Annotated in this window: 29 protein-coding genes and 1 tRNA gene; 12 read left to right on the forward strand and 18 right to left on the reverse strand. The window is 69.3% G+C overall.

Annotated features, from left to right (window positions below):
* Window positions 1-175 precede the first annotated feature (175 nt).
* The gene (locus tag ACY0PA_RS17530) at window positions 176-2431 is read left to right on the forward strand and encodes a transglycosylase domain-containing protein (protein WP_473085504.1); all 2256 of its coding nucleotides are present in this window, start codon (window positions 176-178) and stop codon (window positions 2429-2431) included.
* Between the two features lie 78 nt (window positions 2432-2509).
* Here the strand turns inward: ACY0PA_RS17530 and ACY0PA_RS17535 are convergent, their stop codons facing one another.
* Together ACY0PA_RS17535 and ACY0PA_RS17540 are read right to left on the reverse strand one after the other, a co-directional pair.
* A complete protein-coding gene (locus ACY0PA_RS17535; protein ID WP_199841797.1) occupies window positions 2510-2812 on the reverse strand; it encodes a GroES family chaperonin in 303 nt (100 codons plus the stop codon).
* Window positions 2813-2908: 96 nt separating this feature from the next.
* The gene (locus ACY0PA_RS17540; protein ID WP_473085505.1) at window positions 2909-3247 is read right to left on the reverse strand and encodes a DUF3618 domain-containing protein; all 339 of its coding nucleotides are present in this window, start codon (window positions 3245-3247) and stop codon (window positions 2909-2911) included.
* Between the two features lie 129 nt (window positions 3248-3376).
* Between ACY0PA_RS17540 and bcp the strand changes: the two genes are divergently transcribed.
* The 4 genes from bcp (at window position 3377) to ACY0PA_RS17560 (ending at window position 5733) form a co-directional block, all read left to right on the forward strand.
* Window positions 3377-3844 carry a thioredoxin-dependent thiol peroxidase gene (gene bcp, locus ACY0PA_RS17545; protein WP_473085506.1) on the forward strand — a complete coding sequence of 156 codons (468 nt, stop codon included), beginning with the start codon at window positions 3377-3379 and terminating at the stop codon, window positions 3842-3844.
* 336 nt (window positions 3845-4180) lie between these two features.
* The gene (locus ACY0PA_RS17550; protein WP_473085507.1) at window positions 4181-4801 is read left to right on the forward strand and encodes an HNH endonuclease; all 621 of its coding nucleotides are present in this window, start codon (window positions 4181-4183) and stop codon (window positions 4799-4801) included.
* Window positions 4798-5637: an HNH endonuclease signature motif containing protein gene (locus ACY0PA_RS17555; protein WP_473085508.1), complete on the forward strand. Its 840-nt coding sequence runs from the start codon at window positions 4798-4800 to the stop codon at window positions 5635-5637. The genes ACY0PA_RS17550 and ACY0PA_RS17555 overlap by 4 nt, the downstream gene beginning before the upstream one ends.
* 12 nt (window positions 5638-5649) lie before the next feature.
* Window positions 5650-5733 (forward strand) — tRNA-Leu (locus ACY0PA_RS17560).
* A gap of 45 nt (window positions 5734-5778) precedes the next feature.
* On the opposite strand, the gene rdgB is transcribed toward ACY0PA_RS17560, so the two are convergent.
* From rdgB to ACY0PA_RS17580, 4 genes are all read right to left on the reverse strand, one after another.
* The gene (gene rdgB, locus ACY0PA_RS17565) at window positions 5779-6384 is read right to left on the reverse strand and encodes an RdgB/HAM1 family non-canonical purine NTP pyrophosphatase (RefSeq protein ID WP_473086349.1); all 606 of its coding nucleotides are present in this window, start codon (window positions 6382-6384) and stop codon (window positions 5779-5781) included.
* Between the two features lie 82 nt (window positions 6385-6466).
* A complete protein-coding gene (locus ACY0PA_RS17570; RefSeq protein WP_473085509.1) occupies window positions 6467-6865 on the reverse strand; it encodes a hypothetical protein in 399 nt (132 codons plus the stop codon).
* A gap of 109 nt (window positions 6866-6974) precedes the next feature.
* Window positions 6975-7712: a ribonuclease PH gene (gene rph / locus ACY0PA_RS17575; RefSeq protein WP_473085510.1), complete on the reverse strand. Its 738-nt coding sequence runs from the start codon at window positions 7710-7712 to the stop codon at window positions 6975-6977.
* A 91-nt stretch (window positions 7713-7803) separates the two neighbouring features.
* The gene (locus ACY0PA_RS17580) at window positions 7804-8124 is read right to left on the reverse strand and encodes a PTS sugar transporter subunit IIB (protein ID WP_454399903.1); all 321 of its coding nucleotides are present in this window, start codon (window positions 8122-8124) and stop codon (window positions 7804-7806) included.
* A gap of 141 nt (window positions 8125-8265) precedes the next feature.
* On the opposite strand from ACY0PA_RS17580, the gene ACY0PA_RS17585 reads away from it, so the two are divergent.
* Window positions 8266-9552, forward strand: a complete 1287-nt coding sequence (locus tag ACY0PA_RS17585) for a PTS transporter subunit EIIC (RefSeq protein WP_473085511.1) — start codon at window positions 8266-8268, stop codon at window positions 9550-9552.
* A gap of 280 nt (window positions 9553-9832) precedes the next feature.
* Window positions 9833-11098 carry a PTS transporter subunit EIIC gene (locus ACY0PA_RS17590; protein WP_473085512.1) on the forward strand — a complete coding sequence of 422 codons (1266 nt, stop codon included), beginning with the start codon at window positions 9833-9835 and terminating at the stop codon, window positions 11096-11098.
* Between the two features lie 79 nt (window positions 11099-11177).
* Here the strand turns inward: ACY0PA_RS17590 and ACY0PA_RS17595 are convergent, their stop codons facing one another.
* Entirely contained in the window at window positions 11178-11930 is a 753-nt protein-coding gene (locus tag ACY0PA_RS17595) for an MBL fold metallo-hydrolase (RefSeq protein ID WP_473085513.1), read from the reverse strand.
* Window positions 11931-12149: 219 nt separating this feature from the next.
* Here ACY0PA_RS17595 and ACY0PA_RS17600 point away from each other — a divergent pair, with 219 nt between their 5' ends.
* On the forward strand, window positions 12150-12653 hold the full coding sequence (locus ACY0PA_RS17600; RefSeq protein WP_473085514.1) for a type II toxin-antitoxin system PemK/MazF family toxin: 504 nt from the start codon (window positions 12150-12152) through the stop codon (window positions 12651-12653).
* Window positions 12654-12729: 76 nt separating this feature from the next.
* On the opposite strand, the gene ACY0PA_RS17605 is transcribed toward ACY0PA_RS17600, so the two are convergent.
* From ACY0PA_RS17605 to clpS, 7 genes are all read right to left on the reverse strand, one after another.
* On the reverse strand, window positions 12730-13680 hold the full coding sequence (locus ACY0PA_RS17605; RefSeq protein ID WP_356289146.1) for a PLP-dependent cysteine synthase family protein: 951 nt from the start codon (window positions 13678-13680) through the stop codon (window positions 12730-12732).
* A gap of 5 nt (window positions 13681-13685) precedes the next feature.
* Window positions 13686-13964, reverse strand: coding sequence for a MoaD/ThiS family protein (locus ACY0PA_RS17610; RefSeq protein WP_473085515.1), 279 nt, complete (start codon window positions 13962-13964; stop codon window positions 13686-13688).
* A 131-nt stretch (window positions 13965-14095) separates the two neighbouring features.
* Window positions 14096-14197 carry a putative leader peptide gene (locus ACY0PA_RS17615; protein ID WP_362906215.1) on the reverse strand — a complete coding sequence of 34 codons (102 nt, stop codon included), beginning with the start codon at window positions 14195-14197 and terminating at the stop codon, window positions 14096-14098.
* 103 nt (window positions 14198-14300) lie between these two features.
* On the reverse strand, window positions 14301-14717 hold the full coding sequence (locus tag ACY0PA_RS17620) for a M67 family metallopeptidase (RefSeq protein WP_356289143.1): 417 nt from the start codon (window positions 14715-14717) through the stop codon (window positions 14301-14303).
* A 102-nt stretch (window positions 14718-14819) separates the two neighbouring features.
* The gene (locus ACY0PA_RS17625; RefSeq protein ID WP_473085516.1) at window positions 14820-16295 is read right to left on the reverse strand and encodes an amino acid permease; all 1476 of its coding nucleotides are present in this window, start codon (window positions 16293-16295) and stop codon (window positions 14820-14822) included.
* Window positions 16296-16653: 358 nt separating this feature from the next.
* Window positions 16654-17259, reverse strand: coding sequence for a DUF2017 domain-containing protein (locus ACY0PA_RS17630; protein WP_473085517.1), 606 nt, complete (start codon window positions 17257-17259; stop codon window positions 16654-16656).
* 35 nt (window positions 17260-17294) lie between these two features.
* Window positions 17295-17612, reverse strand: coding sequence for an ATP-dependent Clp protease adapter ClpS (gene clpS, locus ACY0PA_RS17635; RefSeq protein ID WP_100593970.1), 318 nt, complete (start codon window positions 17610-17612; stop codon window positions 17295-17297).
* 80 nt (window positions 17613-17692) lie between these two features.
* Here clpS and ACY0PA_RS17640 point away from each other — a divergent pair, with 80 nt between their 5' ends.
* Together ACY0PA_RS17640 and ACY0PA_RS17645 are read left to right on the forward strand one after the other, a co-directional pair.
* Complete coding sequence (locus ACY0PA_RS17640) at window positions 17693-19036, forward strand: nicotinate phosphoribosyltransferase (RefSeq protein ID WP_473085518.1); 1344 nt, start codon at window positions 17693-17695, stop codon at window positions 19034-19036.
* Between the two features lie 73 nt (window positions 19037-19109).
* Complete coding sequence (locus ACY0PA_RS17645; protein ID WP_473085519.1) at window positions 19110-19694, forward strand: isochorismatase family protein; 585 nt, start codon at window positions 19110-19112, stop codon at window positions 19692-19694.
* A gap of 12 nt (window positions 19695-19706) precedes the next feature.
* Here the strand turns inward: ACY0PA_RS17645 and ACY0PA_RS17650 are convergent, their stop codons facing one another.
* Together ACY0PA_RS17650 and ACY0PA_RS17655 are read right to left on the reverse strand one after the other, a co-directional pair.
* The gene (locus tag ACY0PA_RS17650; RefSeq protein WP_473085520.1) at window positions 19707-20078 is read right to left on the reverse strand and encodes a hypothetical protein; all 372 of its coding nucleotides are present in this window, start codon (window positions 20076-20078) and stop codon (window positions 19707-19709) included.
* 122 nt (window positions 20079-20200) lie between these two features.
* Entirely contained in the window at window positions 20201-20446 is a 246-nt protein-coding gene (locus ACY0PA_RS17655; protein WP_473086650.1) for a hypothetical protein, read from the reverse strand.
* A 584-nt stretch (window positions 20447-21030) separates the two neighbouring features.
* On the opposite strand from ACY0PA_RS17655, the gene ACY0PA_RS17660 reads away from it, so the two are divergent.
* Complete coding sequence (locus ACY0PA_RS17660; protein WP_473085521.1) at window positions 21031-21369, forward strand: hypothetical protein; 339 nt, start codon at window positions 21031-21033, stop codon at window positions 21367-21369.
* A gap of 36 nt (window positions 21370-21405) precedes the next feature.
* Here the strand turns inward: ACY0PA_RS17660 and ACY0PA_RS17665 are convergent, their stop codons facing one another.
* Complete coding sequence (locus tag ACY0PA_RS17665) at window positions 21406-22179, reverse strand: RDD family protein (protein WP_473085522.1); 774 nt, start codon at window positions 22177-22179, stop codon at window positions 21406-21408.
* Between the two features lie 99 nt (window positions 22180-22278).
* Complete coding sequence (locus ACY0PA_RS17670) at window positions 22279-23928, reverse strand: RDD family protein (RefSeq protein WP_473085523.1); 1650 nt, start codon at window positions 23926-23928, stop codon at window positions 22279-22281.
* A gap of 221 nt (window positions 23929-24149) precedes the next feature.
* Between ACY0PA_RS17670 and ACY0PA_RS17675 the strand changes: the two genes are divergently transcribed.
* Window positions 24150-24629: an SsgA family sporulation/cell division regulator gene (locus tag ACY0PA_RS17675; protein WP_473085524.1), complete on the forward strand. Its 480-nt coding sequence runs from the start codon at window positions 24150-24152 to the stop codon at window positions 24627-24629.
* Window positions 24630-24683: the final 54 nt, after the last annotated feature.

The raw sequence follows: 24683 nt of genomic DNA on the forward strand, positions 1-24683 counted from the left end.
CCGTTCTGGACCAAAGCGCAGGAGCCTAGCGGGAGCGGGGTGTACCGTGCCACGCATTTTCGGCTCCCTCGGCGCGTGCCACGACCCGTCCGCACCACCCATCGATGCCAGAGTGTCCGGCAGGAAGTAAAGAGGCGTACGTGACGTACGGAGGGAAACAGGAGTTCCACAGGGCATGAGCGACGAGCCGCAGCAGCCGAAGGCCGCAGAGTCCGGGAACGCCGGGAAGGCCGGGAAGCCGGCGAAACGCAAACACCCCCGTCGCACAGGCTGGCGCCGCCTGATCCCCACCTGGCGCACGGTCCTCGGCACGGTCCTCGGCTTCCTGCTGCTGTGCATCGGCTTGTTCGCCCTCGGCTACTACCTCGTCAAGATCCCGCCCGCCAACGCCACCGCCACCGCGCAGAGCAACGTCTACCTGTACGCCGACGGCAGCCAGCTCGCCCGCGACGGCGAGATCAACCGCGAGAACGTCTCCCTCTCCCAGATCCCCAGGACCGTCCAGCACACCGTCCTGGCCGCGGAGGACCGCGACTTCTACGGCGAGTCCGCCATCGACCCCAAGGCGATGGTCCGCGCCGCCTGGAACACCCTCACCGGCAAGGGCAAACAGTCCGGCTCGACGATCACCCAGCAGTACGTGAAGAACTACTACCTGGGCCAGGAACAGACCATCACCCGCAAGGTGAAGGAGTTCTTCATCTCGATCAAGCTGGACCGCGAGGAGAGCAAGGACCACATCCTCGAGGGCTACCTCAACACCAGCTACTTCGGCCGCAACGCCTACGGCATCCAGGCCGCCGCCCAGGCCTACTACGGCGTCGACGTCGAGGACCTCACCACCGCACAGGGCGCCTACCTCGCGGCCCTCCTCAACGCCCCCAGCTCCTACGACGTCGTCGCCCACCCCGAGAACAAGGCGCAGGCCGTCGCCCGCTGGAACTACGTCCTCGACGGCATGGTCAAGGAGCGCTGGCTCAGCCCGGCCGACCGCAGGAAGATGACGTTCCCCATGCCCGACGACGCCAAGGGCCCCGCCGGGATGTCCGGCCAGCGCGGCTACCTCGTCCAGGCCGTCAAGGACTACCTCACGGACAAGGGCGTCATCGACGAGGACACCCTGGCCGTCGGCGGCTACCGCATCACCACCACGCTCCAGAAGAAGAAACAGGACGCCTTCGTCAAAGCCGTCGACGACGAGCTGATGTCCAAGCTCGACAAGGAGAACCGCCCGGCCGACCGCAACGTCCGCGCCGGAGGCGCCGCCATCGACCCCGCGACCGGCAGGGTCCTCGCGATGTACGGCGGCATCGACTACACGAAGCAGTACGTCAACAACGCCACGCGCCGCGACTACCAGGTCGGCTCCACGTTCAAGCCGTTCGTCCTCACCTCGGCCGTGGAGAACGCCTCCACCACCCAGGACGGCCGCGCCATCACCCCGAACACCGTCTACGACGGCACCAACGCCCGCCCCGTACAAGGCTGGAGCGGCGGCTACTACGCCCCGGAGAACGAGGACAAGACCGACTACGGCCCCATCACCGTCCGCACCGCCACCGACAAGTCCGTCAACGCGGTCTACGCGCAGATGGCCGTCGACGTCGGCTCCGACAGGGTCAAGCAGACCGCGATCTCCCTCGGCCTCCCCGAGAACACCCCCGACCTGACCGAGTCCCCCTCGATCGCGCTCGGCCCGTCCACGGCCAGCGTCCTCGACATGACCGAGGCGTACGCCACCCTCGCCAACCACGGCAGCCGCGCCACGTACACCCTCGTCACCGAGGTCACCAAGGACGGCGAGAGCATCGACCTGCCCGACCAGCGCACCAAGCGCGCCGTCACCCGCGAGTCCGCCGACACGACGACGTCCGTCCTGCAGAGCGTCGTCGAGGGCGGCACCGGCACCGCCGCCCTCGCCGCGGACCGGCCCGCCGCCGGCAAGACCGGCACCGCAGAGGAGGACACGGCGGCCTGGTTCGCGGGCTACACCCCCGACCTCGCCACCGTCGTCGCCGTCATGGGCCAGAACCCCTCCACCGGCGCCCACACCCCGCTGTACGGGGCGCTCGGCCTGCCCCGCATCAACGGCGGCGGCTTCCCGGCGCAGATCTGGGCCCAGTTCACCAAGGCCGCACTCCAGGGCAGTACGCCCAGGGACTTCGACCTGGATGTGGAGTCCGGCGCCGAACAGCCCGAGCTCCCCTCGCCGGCACCGGACGAACAGTCCATCGAACCGACCACCGGCGAGCCCTCCAGCGAACCCCCGTCCGAACCGGCGTCGTCCGGCCCCCCGACCGAACCGTCCACACCGGCGGAGCCCACCCTTGAGACTCCGTCACAGGAACCGAACCCGCCATCAGGACCGGTGAACGAACTGTTCGGTGACTCGGACACCACCCGCGACTCCGCATCCGACCCCGGGCAGTGACCGGGCCGGCGTCCAGGCGCCGCGACCCCGGCCATGATCCGGGCCCTTGAGCGACGCAATGCGTACGAGCCGTGCGATCTACAGGTACAGGCCCGTCGAGTCCTGGGAACCCTCGAACCGGTCCGCGGCCACCGCGTGCAGATCGCGCTCACGCATCAGCACGTACGCGACACCCCGCACCTCGACCTCGGCCAGGTCCTCCGGGTCGTACAGCACCCGGTCGCCCGGCTCCACCGTCCGCACGTTCTGCCCGACGGCCACCACGACGGCCCAGGCCAGGCGCCGACCGACCGCCGCGGTCGCCGGAATCAGGATGCCGCCGCCGCTGCGCCGCTCGCCCTCGGCGGTGTCCTGCCGTACGAGCACACGGTCGTGCAGCATGCGGATGGGCAGCTTGTCGTGCTGGGTGCTGTTCTTCTCGCTGTTGGCGCTCACGCCCCGAACCTACCTGCCGCGGCTGTCCGTACGCAGGAAGGGTCAGCGCTTACGGCGCCGCGCGGTCACGGCGAGCAGCCCCACGAGACCGACCACGACGACAGCCGCCGGAAGAATGCGCTCCACACGCGGCGCACCCTCCTCAGAGACGAACTGCGCCTTCACGTCCGACACCAGCCGGTTCGCACTCACATAGGCACGCCCGACGGAGTGATCGACACTCGAGACGAACTTGGCCTTCGCGTCGCCGACGATCGTCTTCGGGTGCACCCGCACCCCGATCTCGTCGAGCGTCTCGGCCAGCGCCTCGCGACGGCGCTTTATGTCCGCCTCGATCTGCGCCGGGGTTCGCGCATCCGACGTTTTCGACGTGTCCGACACCGCGCTGCCTCCATGGTCGCCGTTATGGCACTGGTCGTGGACAGTCTGTCAGCTCGGCGGCCGCCGCACCCCACGGCACCCCCATTACGCTCGGGTCCCGTACCCGTATCCCGTACGAGGAGTCCCACCATGAGCGAGCGACTGACGACCGGCGACACCGCCCCCGCCTTCACGCTGCCCGACGCGGACGGCAACGAGGTCTCCCTCGCCGACCACAAGGGCCGCAGGACGATCGTCTACTTCTACCCGGCCGCCCTCACCCCCGGCTGCACGAAGCAGGCCTGCGACTTCACGGACAACCTCGACGTCCTCGCAGGCGCGGGCTACGACGTGATCGGCATCTCCCCCGACAAGCCGGAGAAGCTCGCGAAGTTCCGCGAGAAGGAGAACCTCAAGGTCACGCTCCTCGCCGACCCCTCGAAGGAGACCCTCGAGGCCTATGGCGCCTACGGCGAGAAGAAGCTCTACGGCAAAACGGTGACGGGCGTGATCCGCTCCACGATCGTCGTGGACGAGAACGGCAAGGTCGAGCGGGCCCTCTACAACGTGAAGGCCACCGGCCACGTAGCGAAGATCATCAAGGATCTCGGAATCTGACCCGCCGGCCGCGGATCACCGCAGGCCTTCCGGATACGCGCACTGGATACGCGCAGATGTGACGGAAGTCCCCTTCACTGGGGACTTCAGTTTGCGATCGCTACCTCCGAGCAAGTGATCCCTGGAACAACGCGTCCACAGAAGGGATCACTCCTAGAACTGGTGGAGTCCCAGGCACGGGCCCGGGCCCCGAGGTTCTGACCCCGGCCCCTCACCCCTTCATGTGGCCCGCCCACACAGGATCGGACTGTTCCGCATTTCGTGCGTGACGGTCCGATTTTCGGTTCGTTGGTCCGTACGAGGTCACGAACGGACAGTCGTACGGGAGGGGCACGCATGGGCGAGAAGCGGTACACGCGGGAGCTGCTGGAGGAAGCGGCTCGGAACACACGGAGCTGGGGTGAGGCGGTTCGGTGGTGTGGGGGTGAGCCGACGCGCTACAGCAAGCGGTATCTACACCAGAGGATGGCCGAGGCTGGTATCGACGTCTCGCACTTCCAGCATGGGGCAGTGCGGCACACGGACGAGGCGTTGCGAGCAGCCGTCGTGGAGTCGCACAGCATCAGAGACGTGGTGCGGCACTTGGGCATCAACAACGTCGGCGGCAACCAGGCGCACATCGGCCGCCGGATCGCGGCGCTCGGAATCGACACCTCACACTTCGCGCCACCGGGGCAGAAGGCCAGGAAGGATCTGACGGTCCCACTGACCTTGCGGTCTCCGGATGATGGGCGGGTCCACGGAGTCCGCCTCCGTCGGGAACTCCTGCGGCTCGGCGTCCCGGAGCAGTGCGCGACCTGCGGCCGATCAGAATGGCGAGGGCGACCGATCTCGCTCGAAGTCGATCACCTCAGCGGCGAGTGGTGGGACAACCGCCCAGAGAACCTACGTCTGCTGTGCCCCAACTGTCATGCGGTTACGGACACTTACCGGGGCCGGAAGCGGAGGTCGGTATGAGCTGCAAGTACCCCCGCGAGTCCCTCGCAGAAGCAGCCAGGGAGTCGACCAGCCTGGTCGATCTGTTGCGCCGCGTCGGCGCACCGATGGGGAGCGGCCCTGCCGGTTACCTCCGTAAGCGGCTCGCCCACTACGAGATCGACACATCGCACTTCCAAGAGGAGCCGCTCCCAGAGCGCCCAAAGCGGTCGTACTCCAAGGAAGTACTGACGGACGCCGCGGCCCACTCCTCCAGCATCCGCGAGATGTTCATCCACATGGGAATCCCGCCGGAAGATGGGCCGTACTCGCTCATCAAACAGAAGCTGGCCAAGTTCGGCATCGACACCGGCCACTTCGGACCCGGCCGTGGGCATGCCGCCTCCGCCCTCTTCCCGGAAGAGGAGTTCACTCGCGCCGTCGCCGCTTCACGCAGTCTGGCCGAGCTGATGCGCAGGCTGGGCAAGTCTTCGCTCGATGGCAGCGGACGCGCCAAGGCCAAACGCAGCATCGACGAGTACGGGCTCTCAACTGAGCACTTCGGCGGGCAGGGCCACCGTGCCGGAACCACGTCGCCAATGCGTAAGGGCGCCGACGAGATCCTGGTCCGCCGGAAGGCCGGATCACACCGCACGCGTACGCACATGCTGCGCCGGGCGCTCGATGAGATCGGTGTGCCACGCACGTGCGCCGAATGCGGGCAGGGCGAGCTGTGGCAGGGAAAACGGCTCGTCCTGGAGATCGACCACATTAATGGCAACCCACTCGACGACCGCCGGAATAACCTTCGCCACATGTGCCCAAACTGCCACGCGTTCACCAATACCTGGTGCCGTGGCCGGAACCAAGGCCGGTAGCATGGCGGCCGAGCGGCGGTGGCGCAGTGGCGACGCAGCAGACTTAGGATCTGTGGCCCCTGACAGGGCTTGAGGGTTCGAATCCCTTCCGCCGCACCGGCAAATGAGGGGCGCGCCCCATGGCGCGCCCCTCGCCACATCTCAGCCCAGCAACTCCCGCACCGCCGGCACCAGCGCCCGAAACGCATTCCCCCGATGGGAGATCGCGTTCTTTTCGTCCGAGGTCAGCTCCGCGCACGTCCGCGTCTCCCCTTCCGGCTGGAGGATCGGGTCGTAGCCGAACCCGCCCGAACCTGCCGGGGCGTGCCGCAGCACTCCCCGCAACTGGCCCTCGACAACCCGCTCCGTGCCGTCCGGCATGGCCAGCGCCGCCGCGCAGGCGAAGTGGGCGGTGCGGTGGGTGTCGGCGTCGATGTCGGCGAGCTGGGCGAGGAGGAGGTCGAGGTTGGCCTTGTCGTCGCCGTGGCGGCCGGCCCAGCGGGCGGAGAAGATGCCGGGTGCTCCGCCGAGTACGTCGACGCACAGGCCCGAGTCGTCGGCGACGGCGGGCAGGCCGGTGGCCTGGGCGAGGGCGTGGGCCTTGAGGAGGGCGTTCTCGGCGAAGGTGACGCCGGTTTCCCTGACGTCGGGGATGTCGGGGTAGGCGTCCGCGCCGACGAGGTCGTGGGTAAGGCCTGCGTCGGCGAGGATCGCCCTGAGCTCGGTGATCTTGCCGGCGTTGCGGGTGGCGAGGATGAGGCGGGTCATGGGGACCAGTATCGCGCCGGTGTTCAAGCCGGTGTTCATGCCGGTGTTCATGCCGGTGTTCATGCCGGTGTTCATGCCGGTGTTACGGCGTGCAGACCTTGGTCAGTTCGCCCGCGGCGTCGGTGACAGGGCTGATGTCGGGGGTTTCGTCGCCGTTCTTGATGGCCGTACGGACGTTGCCCACGGCGGTGTTGAGGTCGCCGACGGCCTTGGAGACGTCGGCGTTGTCGGTCTTGTCGCCGATCTTGTCGAGGTTCTTGTCGATGGAGTCGAGGGCCTTGTCGGCCTGCGCGGGGTCGTTCGTCGCGTTGTCGACGGCCTGCTTGAGGTCGCTGACGCTGTCGGCGATGGAGTCGGCGGTCTGGACGCAGTCGAGCGCCTTGTCGAGCGCGCCGCAGCCGGCGGCGGCCGGTATGGCGATGAGTGCGGCGGTGGTGGCGAGTACGGCGATGCGGCGACGGTGTCGCGGGCGCGCGGCCATGGAACGGTCCTCCCCTTGTGTGCGGACGGGCGCACGGCGAGATGCCGTGCGCCCGTCCGTGGTGACGCAGTTGACGTCTTTCGGGTTGCCACCCTACTTGGCGTTCTCTTTACCTTTCCAGGGTGGCCTCGAGTGCCGCGCGCTGGGCGGTGGCGAGGTCGGCGCAGCCGGAAACGGCAAGGTCGAGAAGGGAGTTGAGTTCGTCGCGGGCGAACGGCTCGGCCTCGGCGGTGCCTTGGACCTCGACGAAGCGGCCGTCGCCGGTGCAGACGACGTTCATGTCGGTGTCGGCGCGTACGTCTTCCTCGTAGCAGAGGTCGAGGAGGGAGATGCCGCCGACGATGCCGACGGAGACGGCGGAGACGGTGCCGGTGAGGGGCTGGCGGCCGGCCTTGATGAGTTTCTTGCCCTGGGCCCAGGTGATGGCGTCGGCGAGGGCGACGTAGGCGCCGGTGATGGCGGCGGTGCGGGTGCCGCCGTCGGCCTGGAGGACGTCGCAGTCGAGGACGATGGTGTTCTCGCCGAGGGCCTTGTAGTCGATGACGGCGCGCAGCGAGCGGCCGATGAGGCGGCTGATCTCGTGGGTGCGGCCGCCGATCTTGCCGCGGACGGATTCGCGGTCGCCGCGGGTGTTAGTGGCGCGGGGGAGCATCGAGTACTCGGCGGTGACCCAGCCTTGGCCGCTGCCCTTGCGCCAGCGGGGGACGCCTTCGGTGACGGAGGCGGTGCAGAAGACTTTGGTGTCGCCGAAGGAGACGAGGACGGAGCCTTCTGCGTGCTTGCTCCACCCGCGTTCGATGGTGATGGGGCGGAGCTGTTCGGGGGTGCGGCCGTCGATGCGAGACATGGGGGGAGCCTAGCGAAAACGTCGAAGGCCCCGTTCCGGGTGTCCGGCGCAGGGCCTCCTCGGTGTGCTGCCTAGGCGGGTTGCCGGGGTCTCACATCATGTCTTCGATGTCGGCGGCGATGGGGTCGGCGTCGGTGCCGATGACGACCTGGATGGCGGTGCCCATCTTGACGACGCCGTGGGCGCCGGCGGCCTTCAGGGCGGCTTCGTCGACCTTGCTGGGGTCGATGACCTCGGTGCGCAGGCGGGTGATGCAGCCCTCGACCTCTTCGATGTTGTCGAGCCCGCCGAGCCCGGCGACGATCTTCTCAGCCTTGGTGGCCATGTGGTTCTCCCTGACTTCTCTCTCGGCCCGCCATGGGCCCGCTTTGTCACGGTAGCCCACGGTTGGCCCATCTTCACGGGCGGTCATGTAGCCCGTGACGAATGATGACGATCACGGCGTCATGCCCTCACAGGCCGGCGCCGACCGACCCGTCCCGCAACTGGTCTACACCAGTTTCCCACGACCGCCAAACGTACCGCCGCAGTGGCTTGTTCCGGGAGGACGTCTATGAGCGCCGACAGCGCGGCCGTCTATAAACCCAGCCCGTGGAACAACCTCTTCCAGGGTCTGCAGAAGATGGGTCGCAGTCTCCAACTCCCCATCGCCGTACTGCCGGCGGCAGGCATCCTCAACCGGCTCGGCCAGCCGGACGTCTTCGGCGACCAGGGCCTGGGGTGGACCGATGTCTCCAAGGTGATGGTCGGTGCCGGTTCCGCGCTGCTGGACGGCGCGCTGGGTCTTCCGCTGCTGTTCTGCGTGGGTGTGGCGATCGGTATGGCCAAAAAGGCGGACGGTTCGACGGCGCTCGCGGCAGTCGTCGGCTTCCTCGTCTACTACAACGTCCTGCACCAGTTCCCCGAGGACTGCGCGACCGGCGCCGAGGTGGTCACCACCGGATGCCAGTCGGCGGACCACACGGTGGCGGCGTTCACCTACCAGAACCCGGGTGTCTTCGGCGGCATTGTCATGGGCCTGCTCGCCTCGTTCTTCTGGCGGCGCTTCCACCGTACGAAGCTGGTCGACTGGCTGGGCTTCTTCAACGGCCGCCGGCTCGTCCCGATCATCATGGCCTTCGTCGCCATCGCCGTCGCCGCGATCTGTCTGTGGATCTGGCCGCCGATCGGTGACGCCCTGGAGAGCTTCAGCGACTGGCTCGTGGGTCTGGACTGGCTCGGCGCGGGCATCTTCGGCATCGCGAACCGCGCGCTGCTGGTGGTCGGTCTGCACCAGTTCCTGAACGTGCCCATCTGGTTCCAGTTCGGCACGTACACGAAGCCGGACGGCACGCAGGTCCACGGTGACATCAACATGTTCCTGGCGGGCGACCCGAACGCGGGCCAGTTCACGTCGGGCTTCTTCCCGATCATGATGTTCGCGCTGCCGGCCGCGTGCCTGGCGATCACGCACTCCGCGCGCCCGGAGCGCCGCAAGGTGGTCGGCGGTCTGATGCTGTCGGTGGCCCTGACGTCGTTCGTCACCGGCATCACCGAGCCGATCGAGTACTCGTTCCTCTTCGTGGCGCCGGTGCTCTACGCGATCCACGCGGTCCTCACCGGCGTTTCGATGGCGGTGACGTGGGCGCTCGGTGTGCATGACGGCTTCAGTTTCTCGGCGGGTCTGATCGACTACGTCATCAACTGGAGTCTGGCGACGAAGCCTTGGCTGATCATCCCGATCGGGCTGGCCTTCGCGGCGGTCTACTACGCGATCTTCCGGTTCGCCATCACCAAGTTCGATCTGAAGACACCTGGCCGCGAGCCCGAGGACCAGGTCGAGGACGTCACGAAGGCCTGACCGACGAAGGCCTGACCGCCCGCTCCCCCTCCGCACTCCCAAAACCCCCGGACCTCCTGGTCCGGGGGTTTTGTTCCGCGCCGTCGCATATGACTGAGCGCACAAGGATCCCGCGAAAGAGCAGGTTCCTTATACGACCTTCACCGTGCTACAACAGGTCTACACCACTGAGGTCTACACCACTGAGTGGTGTAGACCACGCGGCCGCAGGGCCGGGTTCCCGAGACGCCGCCGTCCCCACCTTGTCCCCCGGGCGGTGCCTTGCCTACTGGAGGAAGTTGTGACCACGGCCAGTGCCGCCCCCGCGGCCGCCAAGAAGAAGGGCGCGGGCGCGATGGCTGTCATGCAGCGTATCGGCCGCAGCCTCATGCTGCCGGTCGCGGTGCTGCCCGCCGCCGCGCTCCTGGTCCGGTTCGGGCAGCCCGACATGCTCGGCAAGGACTCGTTCCCCACCTTCATCACCAAGCTGGCGTCGTACATGTCGGCCGGCGGCGGCGCGCTGCTCGACAACATGCCGCTGCTGTTCTGCGTCGGCATCGCCATCGGCTTCGCCAAGAAGTCCGACGGCTCCACCGCGCTCGCGGCCGTCACCGGCTACCTCGTCTTCCAGAAGGTGCTCGCCACCTTCACGGACAGCAACCTGCCGAAGGTCGCCGCCGTCGTCGACGGCAAGATCGTCATGAACGAGGCGCCGGTCAACGCCGGTGTGCTCGGCGGTGTGGTCATGGGCGTCGTCGTGGCCCTGCTCTACCAGAAGTTCTACCGGACCAAGCTGCCCGACTGGGCGGGCTTCTTCGGCGGCCGCCGCCTCGTCCCGATCCTCTCCGCCTTCGCGGGCCTGGTCATCGGCATCGTCTTCGGCCTCATCTGGCCCGTGCTCGGCGCCGGTCTGCACAACTTCGGTGAGTGGCTGGTCGGCTCGGGCGCGGTCGGCGCCGGCATCTTCGGTGTCGCCAACCGCGCGCTGATCCCGATCGGCATGCACCACCTCCTCAACTCGTTCCCCTGGTTCCAGGCCGGTACGTACCAGGGCAAGAGCGGCGATATCGCGCGCTTCCTCCAGGGCGACCCGAGCGCCGGCCAGTTCATGACCGGCTTCTTCCCGATCATGATGTTCGCCCTCCCGGCTGCCTGCCTCGCGATCGTCCACTGCGCCCGCCCCGAGCGCCGCAAGGTCGTCGGCGGCATGATGTTCTCGCTCGCCGCCACCGCGTTCGTCACCGGTGTGACCGAGCCGATCGAGTTCACCTTCATGTTCATCGCCCCGGCCCTGTACGCGATCCACGCGGTGCTCACCGGTGTCTCGATGGCACTGACCTGGGGGCTCGGCATGAAGGACGGCTTCGGCTTCTCCGCCGGCGCGGTCGACTACTTCCTCAACCTCGGTATCGCGACCAACCCGTTGGGTCTCGCGCTGGTCGGCCTCTGCTTCGCGGTGGTCTACTACGTGATCTTCCGGTTCGCGATCACCAAGTTCAACATTCCTACGCCGGGCCGTGAGTCCGACGAGGAACTGGCCGAGATCCTCAAGGCCGAGAGCAAGTAGGCCCCGGCCCCCCGCACTACGGCGAAGGCCCCCGGAACCGAATGGCGAATCGGTTCCGGGGGCCTTCGTCATGCCGGGCTCAGATCTCGTACACCCGCCCGGGCACGGCCAGTTCGGCCGGACCGTCGTACGTGGCGCGGGCGTCCGCGAGGTTGGCCTGGGGGTCCGTCCACGGCGGGATGTGGGTGAGGACGAGGCGGCGGGCACCGGCCCGGGTCGCGGACTCGCCCGCCTCGCGGCCGTTGAGGTGCAGGTCGGGGATGTTCTCCTTGCCGTGCGTGAACGCCGCCTCGCACAGGAACAGGTCGCTGTCCGCGGCGAGTTCCTCGAGCGCGACGCACACGCCCGTGTCGCCGGAGTACGTGAGCGACCTGCCGCCGTGCTCGACGCGGATGCCGTACGCCTCGACGGGGTGGCTCACCTTCTCCGTGCGCACGGTGAACGGGCCGATCTCGTGCCAGCCCGGCTTCACGGTGTGGAAGTCGAAGACCTCGCTCATCGAGGAGGCAGAGGGCGTGTCCGCGTACGCCGTGGTCAGGCGCTGTTCCGTGCCCTCCGGGCCGTAGACCGGTATCGGGGCGCAGCGGCCGCCGTCGTGGCGGTAGTAACGCGCCACGAAGTAGCCGCACATGTCGATGCAGTGGTCGGCGTGCAGATGGCTGAGAAAGATCGCGTCGAGGTCGTAGAGACCGCAGTGGCGCTGCAGCTCGCCCAGGGCGCCGTTGCCCATGTCGAGTAGCAGCCGGAAGCCGTCGGCCTCGACGAGGTAGCTCGAGCAGGCCGAATCCGCGGACGGGAACGACCCCGAGCAGCCGACGACGGTGAGCTTCATAAGAGCCGGAACCTCCGCGCTGGCAGTCAGAGAGCGGGATATGAGCGGGATGGGAACAGAAGGAAAAGGGGTCGAGCGGTCCGTCGAGCGTAAGGCGCAAAAGGGCCGGTCGCTCCTCCGTCGTGGGCCGTTGTGGGAGAACTCACCTGTGCTGTCACCGGTTCGGGGGGCGTGCGTCGGGTGCGGCGTCGCGCGGGTGCCACCGGTACCGTCGTCCGTATGGACACGTCATGGTGGCTCGCGCTCGCCGCGGTGCTGCTGCTCGCGCTCGTCGCGGCGCTCGTCGACGGGTGGGGGCGCGGGCACCGTCGTCGGCCCGGCGGCCGGACCCGCCCGCCGCGGGGACCGCGCGCTCGCGGCGAGCGGCCGCAGCCGGGCGAGATCTGGTGGGCGCAGGTGCCGTACGAGGACGGGCCGGGGGATGAAGGGGCCGGGCGCAGCCCGTCGGGTAGGGCGGTGGTGGGCGACGGGCGGGCGGACAGGCCGTGCCTCGTTCTGGCCGTGCACCGGCGGCGGGTGCGCGTCGCGAAGATCACCAGCAAGTACCACGACGAGCGGGCCGGGGTGATCGCGCTGCCGCCCGGGTCGGTCGGGGACGCGCACGGCAGACCGAGCTTCCTGGAGACGGATGAGCTGCGTGAGGTTCCCGTGGGGGACTTCCGGCGAAGGGCCGGGGTGCTGGACCCGGTGGTGTGGGATCAGGTCCGGTATCTGGCGCGGTGACGGCGGCCGGCTGACGTGAGAGCGGGGGCCGGGCCGCGTTGCTGCCGGCCCGGCCCCCGCTTTCGCGTCAGCGTGCTTACGCCCAGAGCTGGCCGTGCAGCGTCTCGATCGCTTCTTCCGTCGTGGCAGCCGTGTAGACGCCGGTCGACAGGTACTTCCAGCCGCCGTCGGCGACCACGAAGACGATGTCGGCGGACTCCCCGGCCGCGACCGCCTTGCGGCCGACGCCGATCGCCGCGTGCAGCGCCGCTCCGGTGGAGACGCCCGCGAAGATGCCCTCCTGCTGGAGGAGTTCACGGGTGCGGGTCACCGCGTCCGCGGAGCCCACCGAGAAGCGGGTGGTCAGGACGGAGGCGTCGTACAGCTCGGGTACAAAACCCTCGTCGAGGTTGCGCAGGCCGTAGACCAGGTCGTCGTAGCGCGGCTCCGCGGCGACGATCTTGACGTCCGGCTTGTGTTCGCGCAGGTAGCGGCCGACGCCCATGAGGGTGCCCGTCGTGCCGAGGCCCGCCACGAAGTGCGTGACGGACGGCAGGTCGGCGAGGATCTCGGGGCCGGTCGTCGCGTAGTGGGCGCCCGCGTTGTCCGGGTTGCCGTACTGGTAGAGCATCACCCAGTCCGGGTGCTGCGCGCTCAGTTCCTTGGCGATGCGCACGGCCGTGTTGGAGCCGCCCGCCGCGGGCGAGGGGATGATCTCGGCACCCCACATGGCGAGCAGGTCCCTGCGCTCCTGCGAGGTGTTCTCCGGCATGACGCACACCATGCGGTAGCCCTTGAGGCGGGCCGCCATGGCAAGGGAGATGCCGGTGTTGCCCGAGGTCGGCTCGAGGATGGTGCAGCCGGGGGTGAGCCGGCCGTCCTTCTCGGCCTGCTCGATCATGTGGAGCGCGGGGCGGTCCTTGATGGAGCCGGTCGGGTTGCGGTCCTCGAGCTTCGCCCAGATCCGTACGTCCTCGGACGGCGAGAGCCGCGGCAGCCGCACCAGGGGCGTGTTGCCGACCGCGGCGAGCGGGGAGTCGTACCGCATCCCGATCAGGCCATGCCGCCGGCCACGGCCGGCAGGATCGTGACGTTGTCGCCGTCGGCGAGCTTGGTGGTGATGCCGTCCAGGAAGCGGACGTCCTCGTCGTTCAGGTAGACGTTCACGAAGCGGCGCAGCTGCTCGCCGTCCACGATGCGCGCCTGGATGCCCGCGTGGCGGGTCTCGAGGTCGGCGAAGAGCTCGGCGAGCGTGTCCCCACTGCCCTCGACGGACTTCTGGCCGTCGGTGTAGGTGCGGAGGATGGTCGGGATGCGGACCTCGATGGCCATGGCTGAGGGCTCCTGTCGGGAGAATTCACGTGGTGTGGTCGCGCGGCGGCGCGGGGCAGTGCCTGGGTGTACGGGGTACGGGGTCGTACGCGGGTGCGGCGCCGCGGCTCACGGCCGTACGGCGAATCGGTTCAGCGCGGACAGATGGCGCTGGCGAGGCGGCACAGGTCGACGTGAAGGCGCGCCACGAGCAGCATGCCCGGCGTCTTGTCACTCACGTCGTGGAGAACCATGGGCTCATCGTATCGATTCCCGGTGGGGGTCCCCGAATGTGATCTCAGCATGCGGTCGATATCCGTCCGAATTCTGGGACAACAGGATGTATGGGGCCGGAGTCTACGGGGTGATCTCGACCTCTTCCTCGGTCACGACGCCCTCGACGATCCGGAACGAGCGGAACTGGAAGGGTCCCGCGTCGTCGGTGTCCGCGGTGGAGACGAGGACGTAGTGGGCGCCCGGCTCGTTCGCGTACGTGATGTCGGTGCGGGAGGGGTGGGCCTCGGTCGCGGTGTGCGAGTGGTAGATGATCACGGGCTCCTCGTCCCGGTCGTCCATCTCGCGGTACAGCTTCAGCAGGTCGCCCGAGTCGAACTCGTAGAACGTGGGCGAGCGGGCGGCGTTGAGCATCGGGATGAAGCGCTCGGGCCGGCCGGTGCCCACCGGTCCCGCGACGACGCCGCACGCCTCGTCGGGGTGGTCGGCGCGCGCGTGGGCGACGATCTGGTCGTGGAGGGCCTGGGTCAGGGTCAGCATGGGGCTCAGGATAAGCAGACGGCCCTCCCGTACCGGAGTGCGGTACGGGAGGGCCCGGATGCTGAGACCCGGGGGGTTGCCCCGGACTGCCGGCCTGCTGGACTACTGGGACTGCTCGGACTTCTCCGGCTGCTTGCGCTTCGCGAACGCCGCGCTCTGCGGGTTGCGGCTGCGCAGGACGACGTACGAGATGCCGAGGATGACGGCCCACAGCGGCGCGCAGTAGAGCGAGACGCGGGCGTCCTTGTCGATGCCCATCAGCACGATCACCATGCCGATGAAACCGAGCGCCAGGATGCTGGGGATGATGCCGCCGGGAGCCTTGAAGGAGGACTGGGGCAGCTCGCCGCGGTCGGCCTTGATGCGGTAGCGGATCTGGCAGATCAGGATGACGATCCAGGCCCACATGCCGGAGATGGTGGCGAAGGAGACGACGTAGTTGAACGCCTCGCCGGGCCACTGGTAGTTGATCCAGACGCCGACCAGCATCATCGCGGCGGAGACCGTCGTGCCGATGAGGGGCGTGCCGGACTTCGTCAGCTTGGTGAAGAACTTCGGGCCCTGGCCGTTGAGCGCGAGGTCACGCAGCATGCGGCCGGTGGAGTACATACCGGAGTTGCAGGACGACAGGGCCGCGGTCAGGACGACGAAGTTGACGATGGCGGCGCCGACGCCGAGGCCCATCTTCTCGAAGGCGGCGACGAACGGCGAGACGCCCGGCTGGAAGTTCGTCCACGGCACGACCGAGAGGATCATGATCAGCGCGCCGACGTAGAAGACGGCGATGCGCCACGGCACGGTGTTGATGGCCTTGGGCAGGACGGTCTTCGGGTCCTTGGACTCGCCCGCGGTGACGCCGACGAGCTCGACGGCGAGGAAGGCGAACATGACCATCTGGAGGGTCATGAGGGTGGAGCCGATGCCGTTCGGGAAGAAGCCGCCGTCGGACCACAGGTGCGTGACGGAGGCGGTGTCGCCCGCGTCGGAGAAGCCGACCGTGAGGATGCCGGCGCAGATGAGGATCATGCCGACGATCGCGGTGACCTTCACCATCGAGAACCAGAACTCCAGCTCGCCGAAGAGCTTCACGGAGATCAGGTTCACGGCGTAGAGGATGAGGGTGAAGACGAGCGCGGTGAGCCATTGCGGGACGCTGTCGTGGGTCCAGTACTTCATGTACTGGGCGGCCGCGGTGACCTCGGTGATGCCGGTGACGACCCAGAAGAGCCAGTACGTCCAGCCGGTCACGAAGCCCGCGAAGGGGCCGATGAACTCACGCGCGTACTCCGAGAAGGAGCCCGAGACGGGGCGGTACATGAGGAGCTCACCGAGCGCCCGCATGATGAAGAAGATGACGAGGCCCGCGACGGCGTACGCGAGGATCAGGCTGGGGCCCGCCTTCGAGATGCCCTTGCCCGCGCCGAGGAAGAGGCCGGTCCCGATGGCGCCGCCGATGGCGATCATCTGGATCTGCCGGGCACCGAGTCCGCGCTGGTAGCCCTCGCCCTCGCCGGACTCGCCGGGGGCCTGCACGGCCTCATTGCCGTCGTGTTGTTTTCCGACCTGCACTGAGGTCATGGTGTTGCGCCTTTCTCCATGCCGATCCGTGCCGCTGCGGCTCGGATCGACTGTGACGATCCTCGGGGTTCTGGCCCCCTGGATGGATGGAGCTGTGCCTACCGGCGGTCTGCCGGTCGGGGCGCACCCGACGGGACAGGGGTGGCGTCCGTCGGGCGGTCGTGAAGATTTATCACGGCGGCAACACTGATCGAGAAAGCCACGTGTGGCACACACCACTGGAAAAACCGGACAAAAAGCCCCTCGTATGGCATACGCGGCCACTCGAGTAACAGGATCGTTATCCGGAATTGAGCAACCGCTGAGCGAACGCGCTTACATGCGGACTCTCAGCGTCCGGTCGACATGTCCCGACAGTTCAGGGCATAAGGGTTTCGACCAGAGTCTCCTGGAGCCCGCCCAGCCACAGATACGCCATCACCATCGGCTTGCGCGGGTCCTCGTCCGGGAGCCGGTAGAGGAGATCCGCGTCCTCTTCGTCGGTGATGTCGAGACGGATGCCGATCGCGAGGCGCAGATCGTTGAGCGCGCGCATCCAGCACACGGACTCCTCGGGCGAGAGCTTGAGGACCGCTCCCCCTTCGCCGGAGGACATCAGCGCGTCGAGCGAGCGGATCAGGGCGAGCGCGTCCTCGCGCTTGCCGGCCCGCAGGTCGTTCTCGGTGAAGCGCCTGAACTCGGCGGCGTGCGCGCGCTGTTCGTCCGCCTTGTCCGCCGTCGCCTCCTCGTCGCCCGGGCCGCCGTAGGCGTCGGGGAAGAGGCGCTGCAGGACCGGGTCGGACGGCGGCTCGCTCGGGCCCTCCGCGAAGAGTTCGGCGAGCGGGTCGCCGGACGCGTCCCCGCCGGGCCCGGGGCCGATCAGCTCCAGGAGCTGGACCGCCAGGGAGCGGATGATCGAGATCTCGACCTCGTCGAGCGCGACGGCAGCGCCGCCGCCGGGAATCGGTTCGAAGTGTCCTGGCATCAGGTGCGTCGCTACTCCGTCGCTGCTTGCGTGCGCTACTTGCGGTCCTGCTGAAGGGTGGCCCACAGACCGTAGCCGTGCATGGCCTGCACGTCGCGCTCCATCTCCTCGCGGGACCCGCTGGAGACGACCGCGCGGCCCTTCTGGTGCACATCGAGCATCAGCTTGGTGGCCTTGTCCTTCGAGTATCCGAAGTACGTCTGGAAGACATACGTCACGTAACTCATGAGGTTGACCGGGTCGTTGTGCACGAGCGTGATCCAGGGAACGTCCGGCTCGGGTACGGCGAAGGTCTCCTCCGCCGACTCGGTGCGTTCGATCTCTAGGGGTGCAGGAGCCGTCACACAGCCCATGCTGCCACTAGGGGGCGGCGACCGCACAAATGGGCACGGAAATCGTCACACTGACGCTAATTGGGGGTAGCATCCCGGATATGAACACAGCGGACCTTGGCCTGCCGGTGGATGTTCCGTCGACAGCGCTCTTCACCGATCACTACGAGCTCACGATGCTCCAGGCCGCGCTCAAGGCGGGCACGGCCGACCGGCGCTCGGTCTTCGAGGTCTTCACGCGCAGGCTGCCCGAGGGCCGCCGCTACGGCGTCGTGGCAGGCACCGGCCGGGTGCTGGACGCCGTCGAGAACTTCCGGTTCAACGCCGGCGAACTGGGCTTTCTGCGCGAGCGCGGCATCATCGACGAGCCGACCCTCGAATGGCTGGCCGCCTACCGCTTCAGCGGCGACATCTGGGGCTACCCCGAGGGCGAGGTGTACTTCCCCGGCTCCCCCGTCCTGCGGGTCGAGGGCACCTTCGCGGAGTGCGTCCTCCTCGAGACGGTGATCCTCTCCATCCTCAACCACGACTCGGCGATCGCCGCCGCCGCCTCCCGCATGGCCTCCGCCGCGGGCGGCCGGCCGCTGATCGAGATGGGCGCGCGCCGCACGCACGAGCTGGCCGCCGTCGCCGCGTCCCGCGCCGCGTACGTGGGCGGCTTCGCCACCACCTCGGACCTCGCGGCCGGCTTCCGGTACGGGATCCCGACGGTCGGCACGTCCGCGCACGCCTTCACGCTGCTGCACGACACCGAGCGCGACGCGTTCCGCGCCCAGGTCGACTCCCTCGGCGAGGGCACGACCCTGCTCGTGGACACGTACGACGTCACGGAGGCCGTGCGCCTCGCCGTGGAGATCGCCGGGCCCGGGCTCGGCGCCGTGCGCATCGACTCCGGGGACCTGCTGCTCGTCGCGCACCGCGTGCGCGGGCAGCTCGACGAACTCGGCGCCACCGAGACGAAGATCGTCGTCACCTCGGACCTCGACGAGTACGCCATCGCCTCGCTCGCGGCCGCGCCCGTGAACGCGTACGGCGTGGGCACGCAGCTGGTCACCGGCTCGGGGCACCCGACGTGCTCCATGGTCTACAAGCTCGTCGCGCGCGCCGAGTCCGACGACCCGAAGGCGCCGCTGCTGCCCGTGGCAAAGAAGTCCATGGGCGCGAAGACGTCCGTGGGCGGGCGCAAGTGGGCCGCACGGCGGCGCGACGATCAGGGTGCCGCCGAGGCCGAGGTGATCGGCACGGGTCCCGTCCCGGCCGAGCTCGTCGACCGGCAGCTCCTGGTCGAGCTGGTCAAGGGCGGCACGGTCGTCGCGCGCGAGCCGCTGGACGCGGCACGCGAGCGGCACATCGAGGCGCTCGGCGGGCTGCCGCTCTCGGCGACGCAGCTCTCGCGCGGGGAAGCCGTGATCCCTACGGAGTATCTCGTGAACGCGCCCGCCTGACACCCAGACGCCCCCTCCCGCAACGCACTTCAAGTCTCTACGCTCGAAGTCTCCCAGCCGAAGGACACCCGCTATGCGCCGCGCCTTGATCGTCGTAGATGTGCAGAACGACTTCTGTGAGGGCGGCAGCCTCGCGGTGGCGGGCGGGGCCGATGTGGCCGCGGCCGTCACCGAGCTGATCGGGCAGGCGCCCGCGGGGTACCGGCACGTCGTGGCCACCCGCGATCACCACATCGCGCCCGGTGACCACTTCTCCGAGTCCCCGGACTACGTCCACTCCTGGCCCCCGCACTGCGTGGCGGGCACGGAGGGCATCGGGTTCCACCCGAACTTCGCGCCCGTCGTCGCGTCCGGGGCGATCGACGCCGTCTTCGACAAGGGGGCGTACGCGGCCGCCTACAGCGGGTTCGAGGGGCTCGACGAGAACGGGGTGACCTTGGCGGACTGGCTCCGGGCCCGGGGGATCACCGATGTGGATGTGGTCGGGCTCGCCACGGATCACTGCGTTCGCGCCACCGCGCTGGACGCGGTGCGGGAGGGGTTTCGGGCTCAGGTGCTGCTTGATCTGACGGCCGGGGTGGCTGCGGGGACCACTGCGGCGGCGCTGGAGGAGATGCGGGGCGCCGGGGTGGAGCTCAGCGGCAAGCCTGTCGTCTGAGCCTTACTCCCCTCAAACGCCGGAGGGGCTGGGTGCCGGGGTGGAGGCTGAGCTGGAGTAGCCGGCCCGGCCGGACTGTCTCGGTCTCAGGAGGGCTCTGATCGGGTGCCAGAGTTCGCCTGCCGTGCAGTGGGGGGCGGCTCGCCAGAGCAGGCCGTCCGGGTGGTGCAGGACCGCCGTGATCTCGTCCGGTGTGGGGGGCTCCGCGTTGCCCCTCAGGTAGATCGCCCGCAGGCCCAGGTTGCGCAGCCGGGTCAGGGCGCGGGCGCGGTTCGCCGCGTGCACCAGGACCCGTACCGCACCGTCGTCCGGCGACGGGCTCGGCACGGTCAGCGCCACCACCACGGTGCCGTTCGGCAGCTTGCAGAACCCTCCTGCGGACATGACTGTCACACCCCCGTGAGACGTAGTGTCAATAAGAAACCCACAGGACGCACCTAAACACGATCGGCCGCCGCCCGCTAGAGGCCTTCGGCCGATCATGCTCTGACCTGCGGCGATGTGGACTACTTCGCCGAGGGGCCCACCTTCACCGTGATCGACGAGCCGTCGAGCGGCTGCCCGACGATCGAGATCCGGGTGTTGGTGTCAGTTGTCTGGACACTGCCGGTCGCGTTCTCCTTGTACCAGTACGTGCCCTTGTGGTCGCCGAAGACCGGAACGCCCAGCTTGACCTGCGAGCCGTCGCGCTTGACGACCTTCGACCTCCCGGAGAGCACCTGCTCCAGCGCGGCCTTGCGCTGCTGCTCCATCTGCTGACTGAAGGGGCCGCCGATGACGTGCCCCTTGCCCCGTACGTCTTGGCGTGCGACGTGGAGCTTCCTACGGCCGGGGGGTCGACCTGGGCGCCCGTCGCGAGGACCGATCAGGCAGCCGCGGTCGCCGCCGGCGTCACGAGCACGGCGGCGGATCTCAACGCCCGCCCCTTGGCGGTCACTTGATGGATCCCCTCCTCCGTGGCCTGTCAGCCACGTATCACAAGTGACGCTATTTGACCGGAGATGAAGGAGAAATAGCGGACCTTGGCTGAGGCAACTGGACTGCACTATGCAGTGGTGCGGCACCGGTATCCGGACGCAGGCTTCCCCCCCCAACGGGCGCGCCGAACCGTCCACTTCGTGGACTCGGTGACTCCGTGCGCCCCCCGTGCACCGGCACCGTGGGTTAGGTCACGCTTACCGCCCGTTCTCCTCGGGCATGCGTCGGATTAGAGTCATTTGACGGCGCGCCACGGCCAAGTCGACCCGGCTCCGCACCCCTTACATATGCAGCTGCCAATGGCTCCTGCTATACGCCAGTGAAGCAAGCATCCGCTGTCCCGAGGACGGATAACGCCATGCCGCGTCCGACTGCCGCACAGCTCGCCTACGGTTCCGCGACCGTGATCTTCTCGACACTCGCCATGCTGCTGTTGTCGCAGACGAGTTCGGGCCTCGGCGTCGCGGTCATCGCCCTGGCCGCACTCGGCCTCGGTCTTCTCGTGGCGCTGACGGTCCCCCTGCCGAAGTCGCGGCCCGCCGCCGCGCCGGCACCCGGGACCGCCGACGCCGGGGTCGTCACGGAGGAGCGGGTGCCGGTGCAGCGGGCCGTCGTGCCCGCGGCCGCCCCGCAGGCCGCCCCCGAGTCCGTGTACGAGGTCGCGCCGTCCGGCACACGCGGAACGGCGGGCCCGTGATCCACGGACCCGCCGGAAACACCGCCCCGCGTCTGCTCAGCCGGTGCTGACCACCACCGTCTTCGCGGCCTTGTCGTGCAGGCCCTGCTTGTAGGGCTTGTCGAAGAAGCTCCAGCCGCCGCAGATCGCGGTCCAGATGCAGGCGCAGCAGAACACCGCCGGCAGCCACAGGACCGCGGCGCGCACCAGGTTGGTCTGGACGCTGGGCGTGGCCCCGTCGTTGAGGTTCGCCACGCGCAGCTTGAGCAGCCGCTTGCCCAGGGTCTGGCCGGTCTTCGCGGTCATGAACGTGTCGTACCCGATATAGAGGACCGCGGCGAGGACGGACTGGCCGAACTGCCTGCCGTACTGGATCTTGTCGGGGTTCGTCTGGTACTCGGCGATCCCGAACGCCCAGGACAGCAGCCCCACGACGATGCTGACCAGGATGATGTCGATGATCCGCGCGAGCACGCGCTTGCCGCTGTCCGCCAGGGGCGGCATCCCGGCCAGCGGGTCATCCCCGTAGGGGCCGCCGCCATAGGGGTCACCCCCGTAGGGGCCTCCTTCACCGCCGCCGCCGTACGGGGGTGGTGGAGTGCCGCCGGGCGGGGGCGGCCCGGAGTCGTACGGGTTCCCCGGGCCCGGGGGGTTCTGGGGGCCCTGGGGGTTCTGAGGGCCCTGGGGGTTCTGCGGGTCCTGGGGGGTCCCGTACGGGTCCTGCGGGCCGTCGTACGGTGAGCCACCGCCGCTCTGGGACGGCGGTGGCTTTCTGAACGGGTCGTCTTCCGGGGGCTGGCCTGAGCCGGGGGGCGGCGGATCGGTGCTCATGGCCCGAGTCGACCGCGAACCCCCCGATTCCGCATCCGGCGAGCCGCCGTCCGGGGTACGACGACTCGCCCCTGCGGTGGCCGGGCGGGACGGCGGGGGTCAGCCCGCGACGAACGTACGGGCCGCCTTGTCGTGCCAGCACTGGCGCCACGGTCGGTCGAACAGGCACCACAGCACGCCGACGACGCCGATGGCCAGCAGGCCCGTCACGCAGTACACCAGCCAGCGCCGAAGCGCCGCGCCGAACGTGGGCGCCTCGTGCTCCTCGATGTCCCGCACCTGGAGCCCGCACACCCTCTTGCCCAGGGTGCGGCCCCACTTGGCGGTCGGCAGGGCCTCGTAGAGGACACCGGCGACGAGGAGGACGGCGAGGACGATACCCAGGTAGGCGCCGGTCGTGCCGTCCAGCAGCCAGACCGTGGCCTGGCGGCCCGACGCCTTCGCCGCGTCGATCTTCCCGTCGATGTGGTCGACGGCCTTGGTCCCGAGCGGGACGGCCGCCACCGCGGTGATCGCGCCGAGCACCACCGTGTCGATGAGCCGAGCCGCGAGACGCTTGCCGGGCCCTGCGGGCCGCGCCGATGCCTGTGCCTGGGCTGCCGCCAGGAACGGGTCGTTCGCCACGGGCTTCCACGGCGTGACGGGGCCTTCCGGCTCCGCGGGTTCGCCTGCGGCGGGCTGAGCGGACTGGCCGAGCTGCCCGGACCGACCGGGTTGGGCGAGCTGGTGCACCTGCTGCGCCCAGGACGGCGAGCCGCCGCCGGGGCCGGAGGTCATGGGGGCGGCGGATGCGGCACCGGCGGCCTGCGGCGGGACCGCGCCGGGGCGGCCGGCCTGGGGCTGCTGCGCCGGGGTGGGGGCCTGGGGTGCGTGGGGCGCGTGCGGGTGGAGGGGGGCGGCTGGTGCGGCGTGCGCCTGGCGGCCCTGCGCCTGCTGGGCCTGGGGTTGTTGAGCCGGCCCCTGCGGGGCGAAGCCCGCTTGCGGCTGAGGCTGCGGCTGGGAGCCGGGCCTGGGCTGGGGGTCGGCCTGCTGGGGCGCGGGCTGCTGGGCCGCCTGCGAGTGCTGGGCGATGGGCGGTTGGGGCTGAGCCTGCTGCCCCTGAACCTGCTGACCCTGGCCTTGGCCCTGACCCTGACCCTGCTGGCCCTGTACCGCAGGCCCTTGCTGGCCCGGCACCTGCCGAGCGGGCAGCGCTCGCATCGTCATCGTGCCCTCGGGGCGGTCCACGGGCGCCGTGGGGCGGCGGAACGTGACGGTCCCGTCCGTGGGCGGCGTCGGGGGCTCCGGCTGTGCCGGGCGGTTCGTGACCGCACCGTCCGCGTGCTCCTCCTGATGCTGCTGCGGAGCAGGCACGCGCGGGTCGGCGCCCCAGGACACACGGCGGTCCTGCTCGCCGCCGAAGCCGGTCTGGCGGGACGCGTCCGCCTGCCAGGCCGTGGCGGGTTCGGGTGCGGCCGGCTCGTCCGAGTACCGCTCCGGCTCCTCGTCGAGGAAGACCGGGCCGGTCTCCTCGACGGGCGAAGGCGAAGGAGAGGGCGAAAGCGAAGGGGCGGGGGCGGGCTCTGGGGCGGGGGCCGGGGTCACCCCGGCGGGGGCGGCGAGGGGTTCGCCGTCGGACGGGGCCGGGCGGCTCGTGCCGGGCACCCACGCGGCACCGTTCCAGTACCGGACATATCCGGGAATGGACGGATCGGGGTAGTACCCGTCGCGGGGGCTGTCGTCGCCGGGGGCCGGAGTTGGGGCGCTCATGTCCGTCGTCCCGTATCTGCTCGGGGGTTTTGTTGGGGGTCCACATCTATCAGACCACCGACCGCCACCGGGCGGGTCCGCCCGTACGGACTACTTTCCGGGGACGCCGGAAAAACTTTCCGGAACTCGCGTAATGCTCCGCGCCCTTCGCCCTCTCTCCTTGCACGGGCCCGCTCTCGCGTGCCCCCGCACGACCCGTACGAGGAGAGGAAACGCACGACATGCACACCGTGGTGGAACGTGAACTCGAGCTGAGGCTCGTCCTGTCGCCCGAACGCAGCATCCCCGTCCCTGCCCGCCTCACCTACCGGACCGACGACCCGTACGCCGTCCACATCGCCTTTCACATCGGCTCCGGTAACCCGGTCAACTGGACGTTCGCGCGCGAGTTGCTGGTGGAGGGGGTGTTCCGGCCGTGCGGGCACGGGGACGTGCGCGTGTGGCCGACGAAGGTCGACCGCCGCAGCGTCGTCCTCATGGCGCTGAGTTCACCGGAAGGCGACGCGCTCCTGGAAGCGCCCGCCGCCGCCGTGTCCTCGTGGCTGGAGCGGACGCTGCGGGTGGTCCCTCCGGGCTCTGAGTCCGAGCGGCTCGGCATCGACGACGGCCTCGCCGAGCTGCTCGCCCCCACCCCGGGCCGCGTCGACGAGCTGTGGCTGCGCGACCCGTGGCCCTCGGACGAGTCCGTGGACGGTGAGTGAGCGCGCGTCCCACGGGGGTGGATGCGAGCAGGAGAACGCTTCAGGAGCGGCGGG

It is taken from the genome of Streptomyces sp. DS1-CR2, assembly GCF_055760475.1.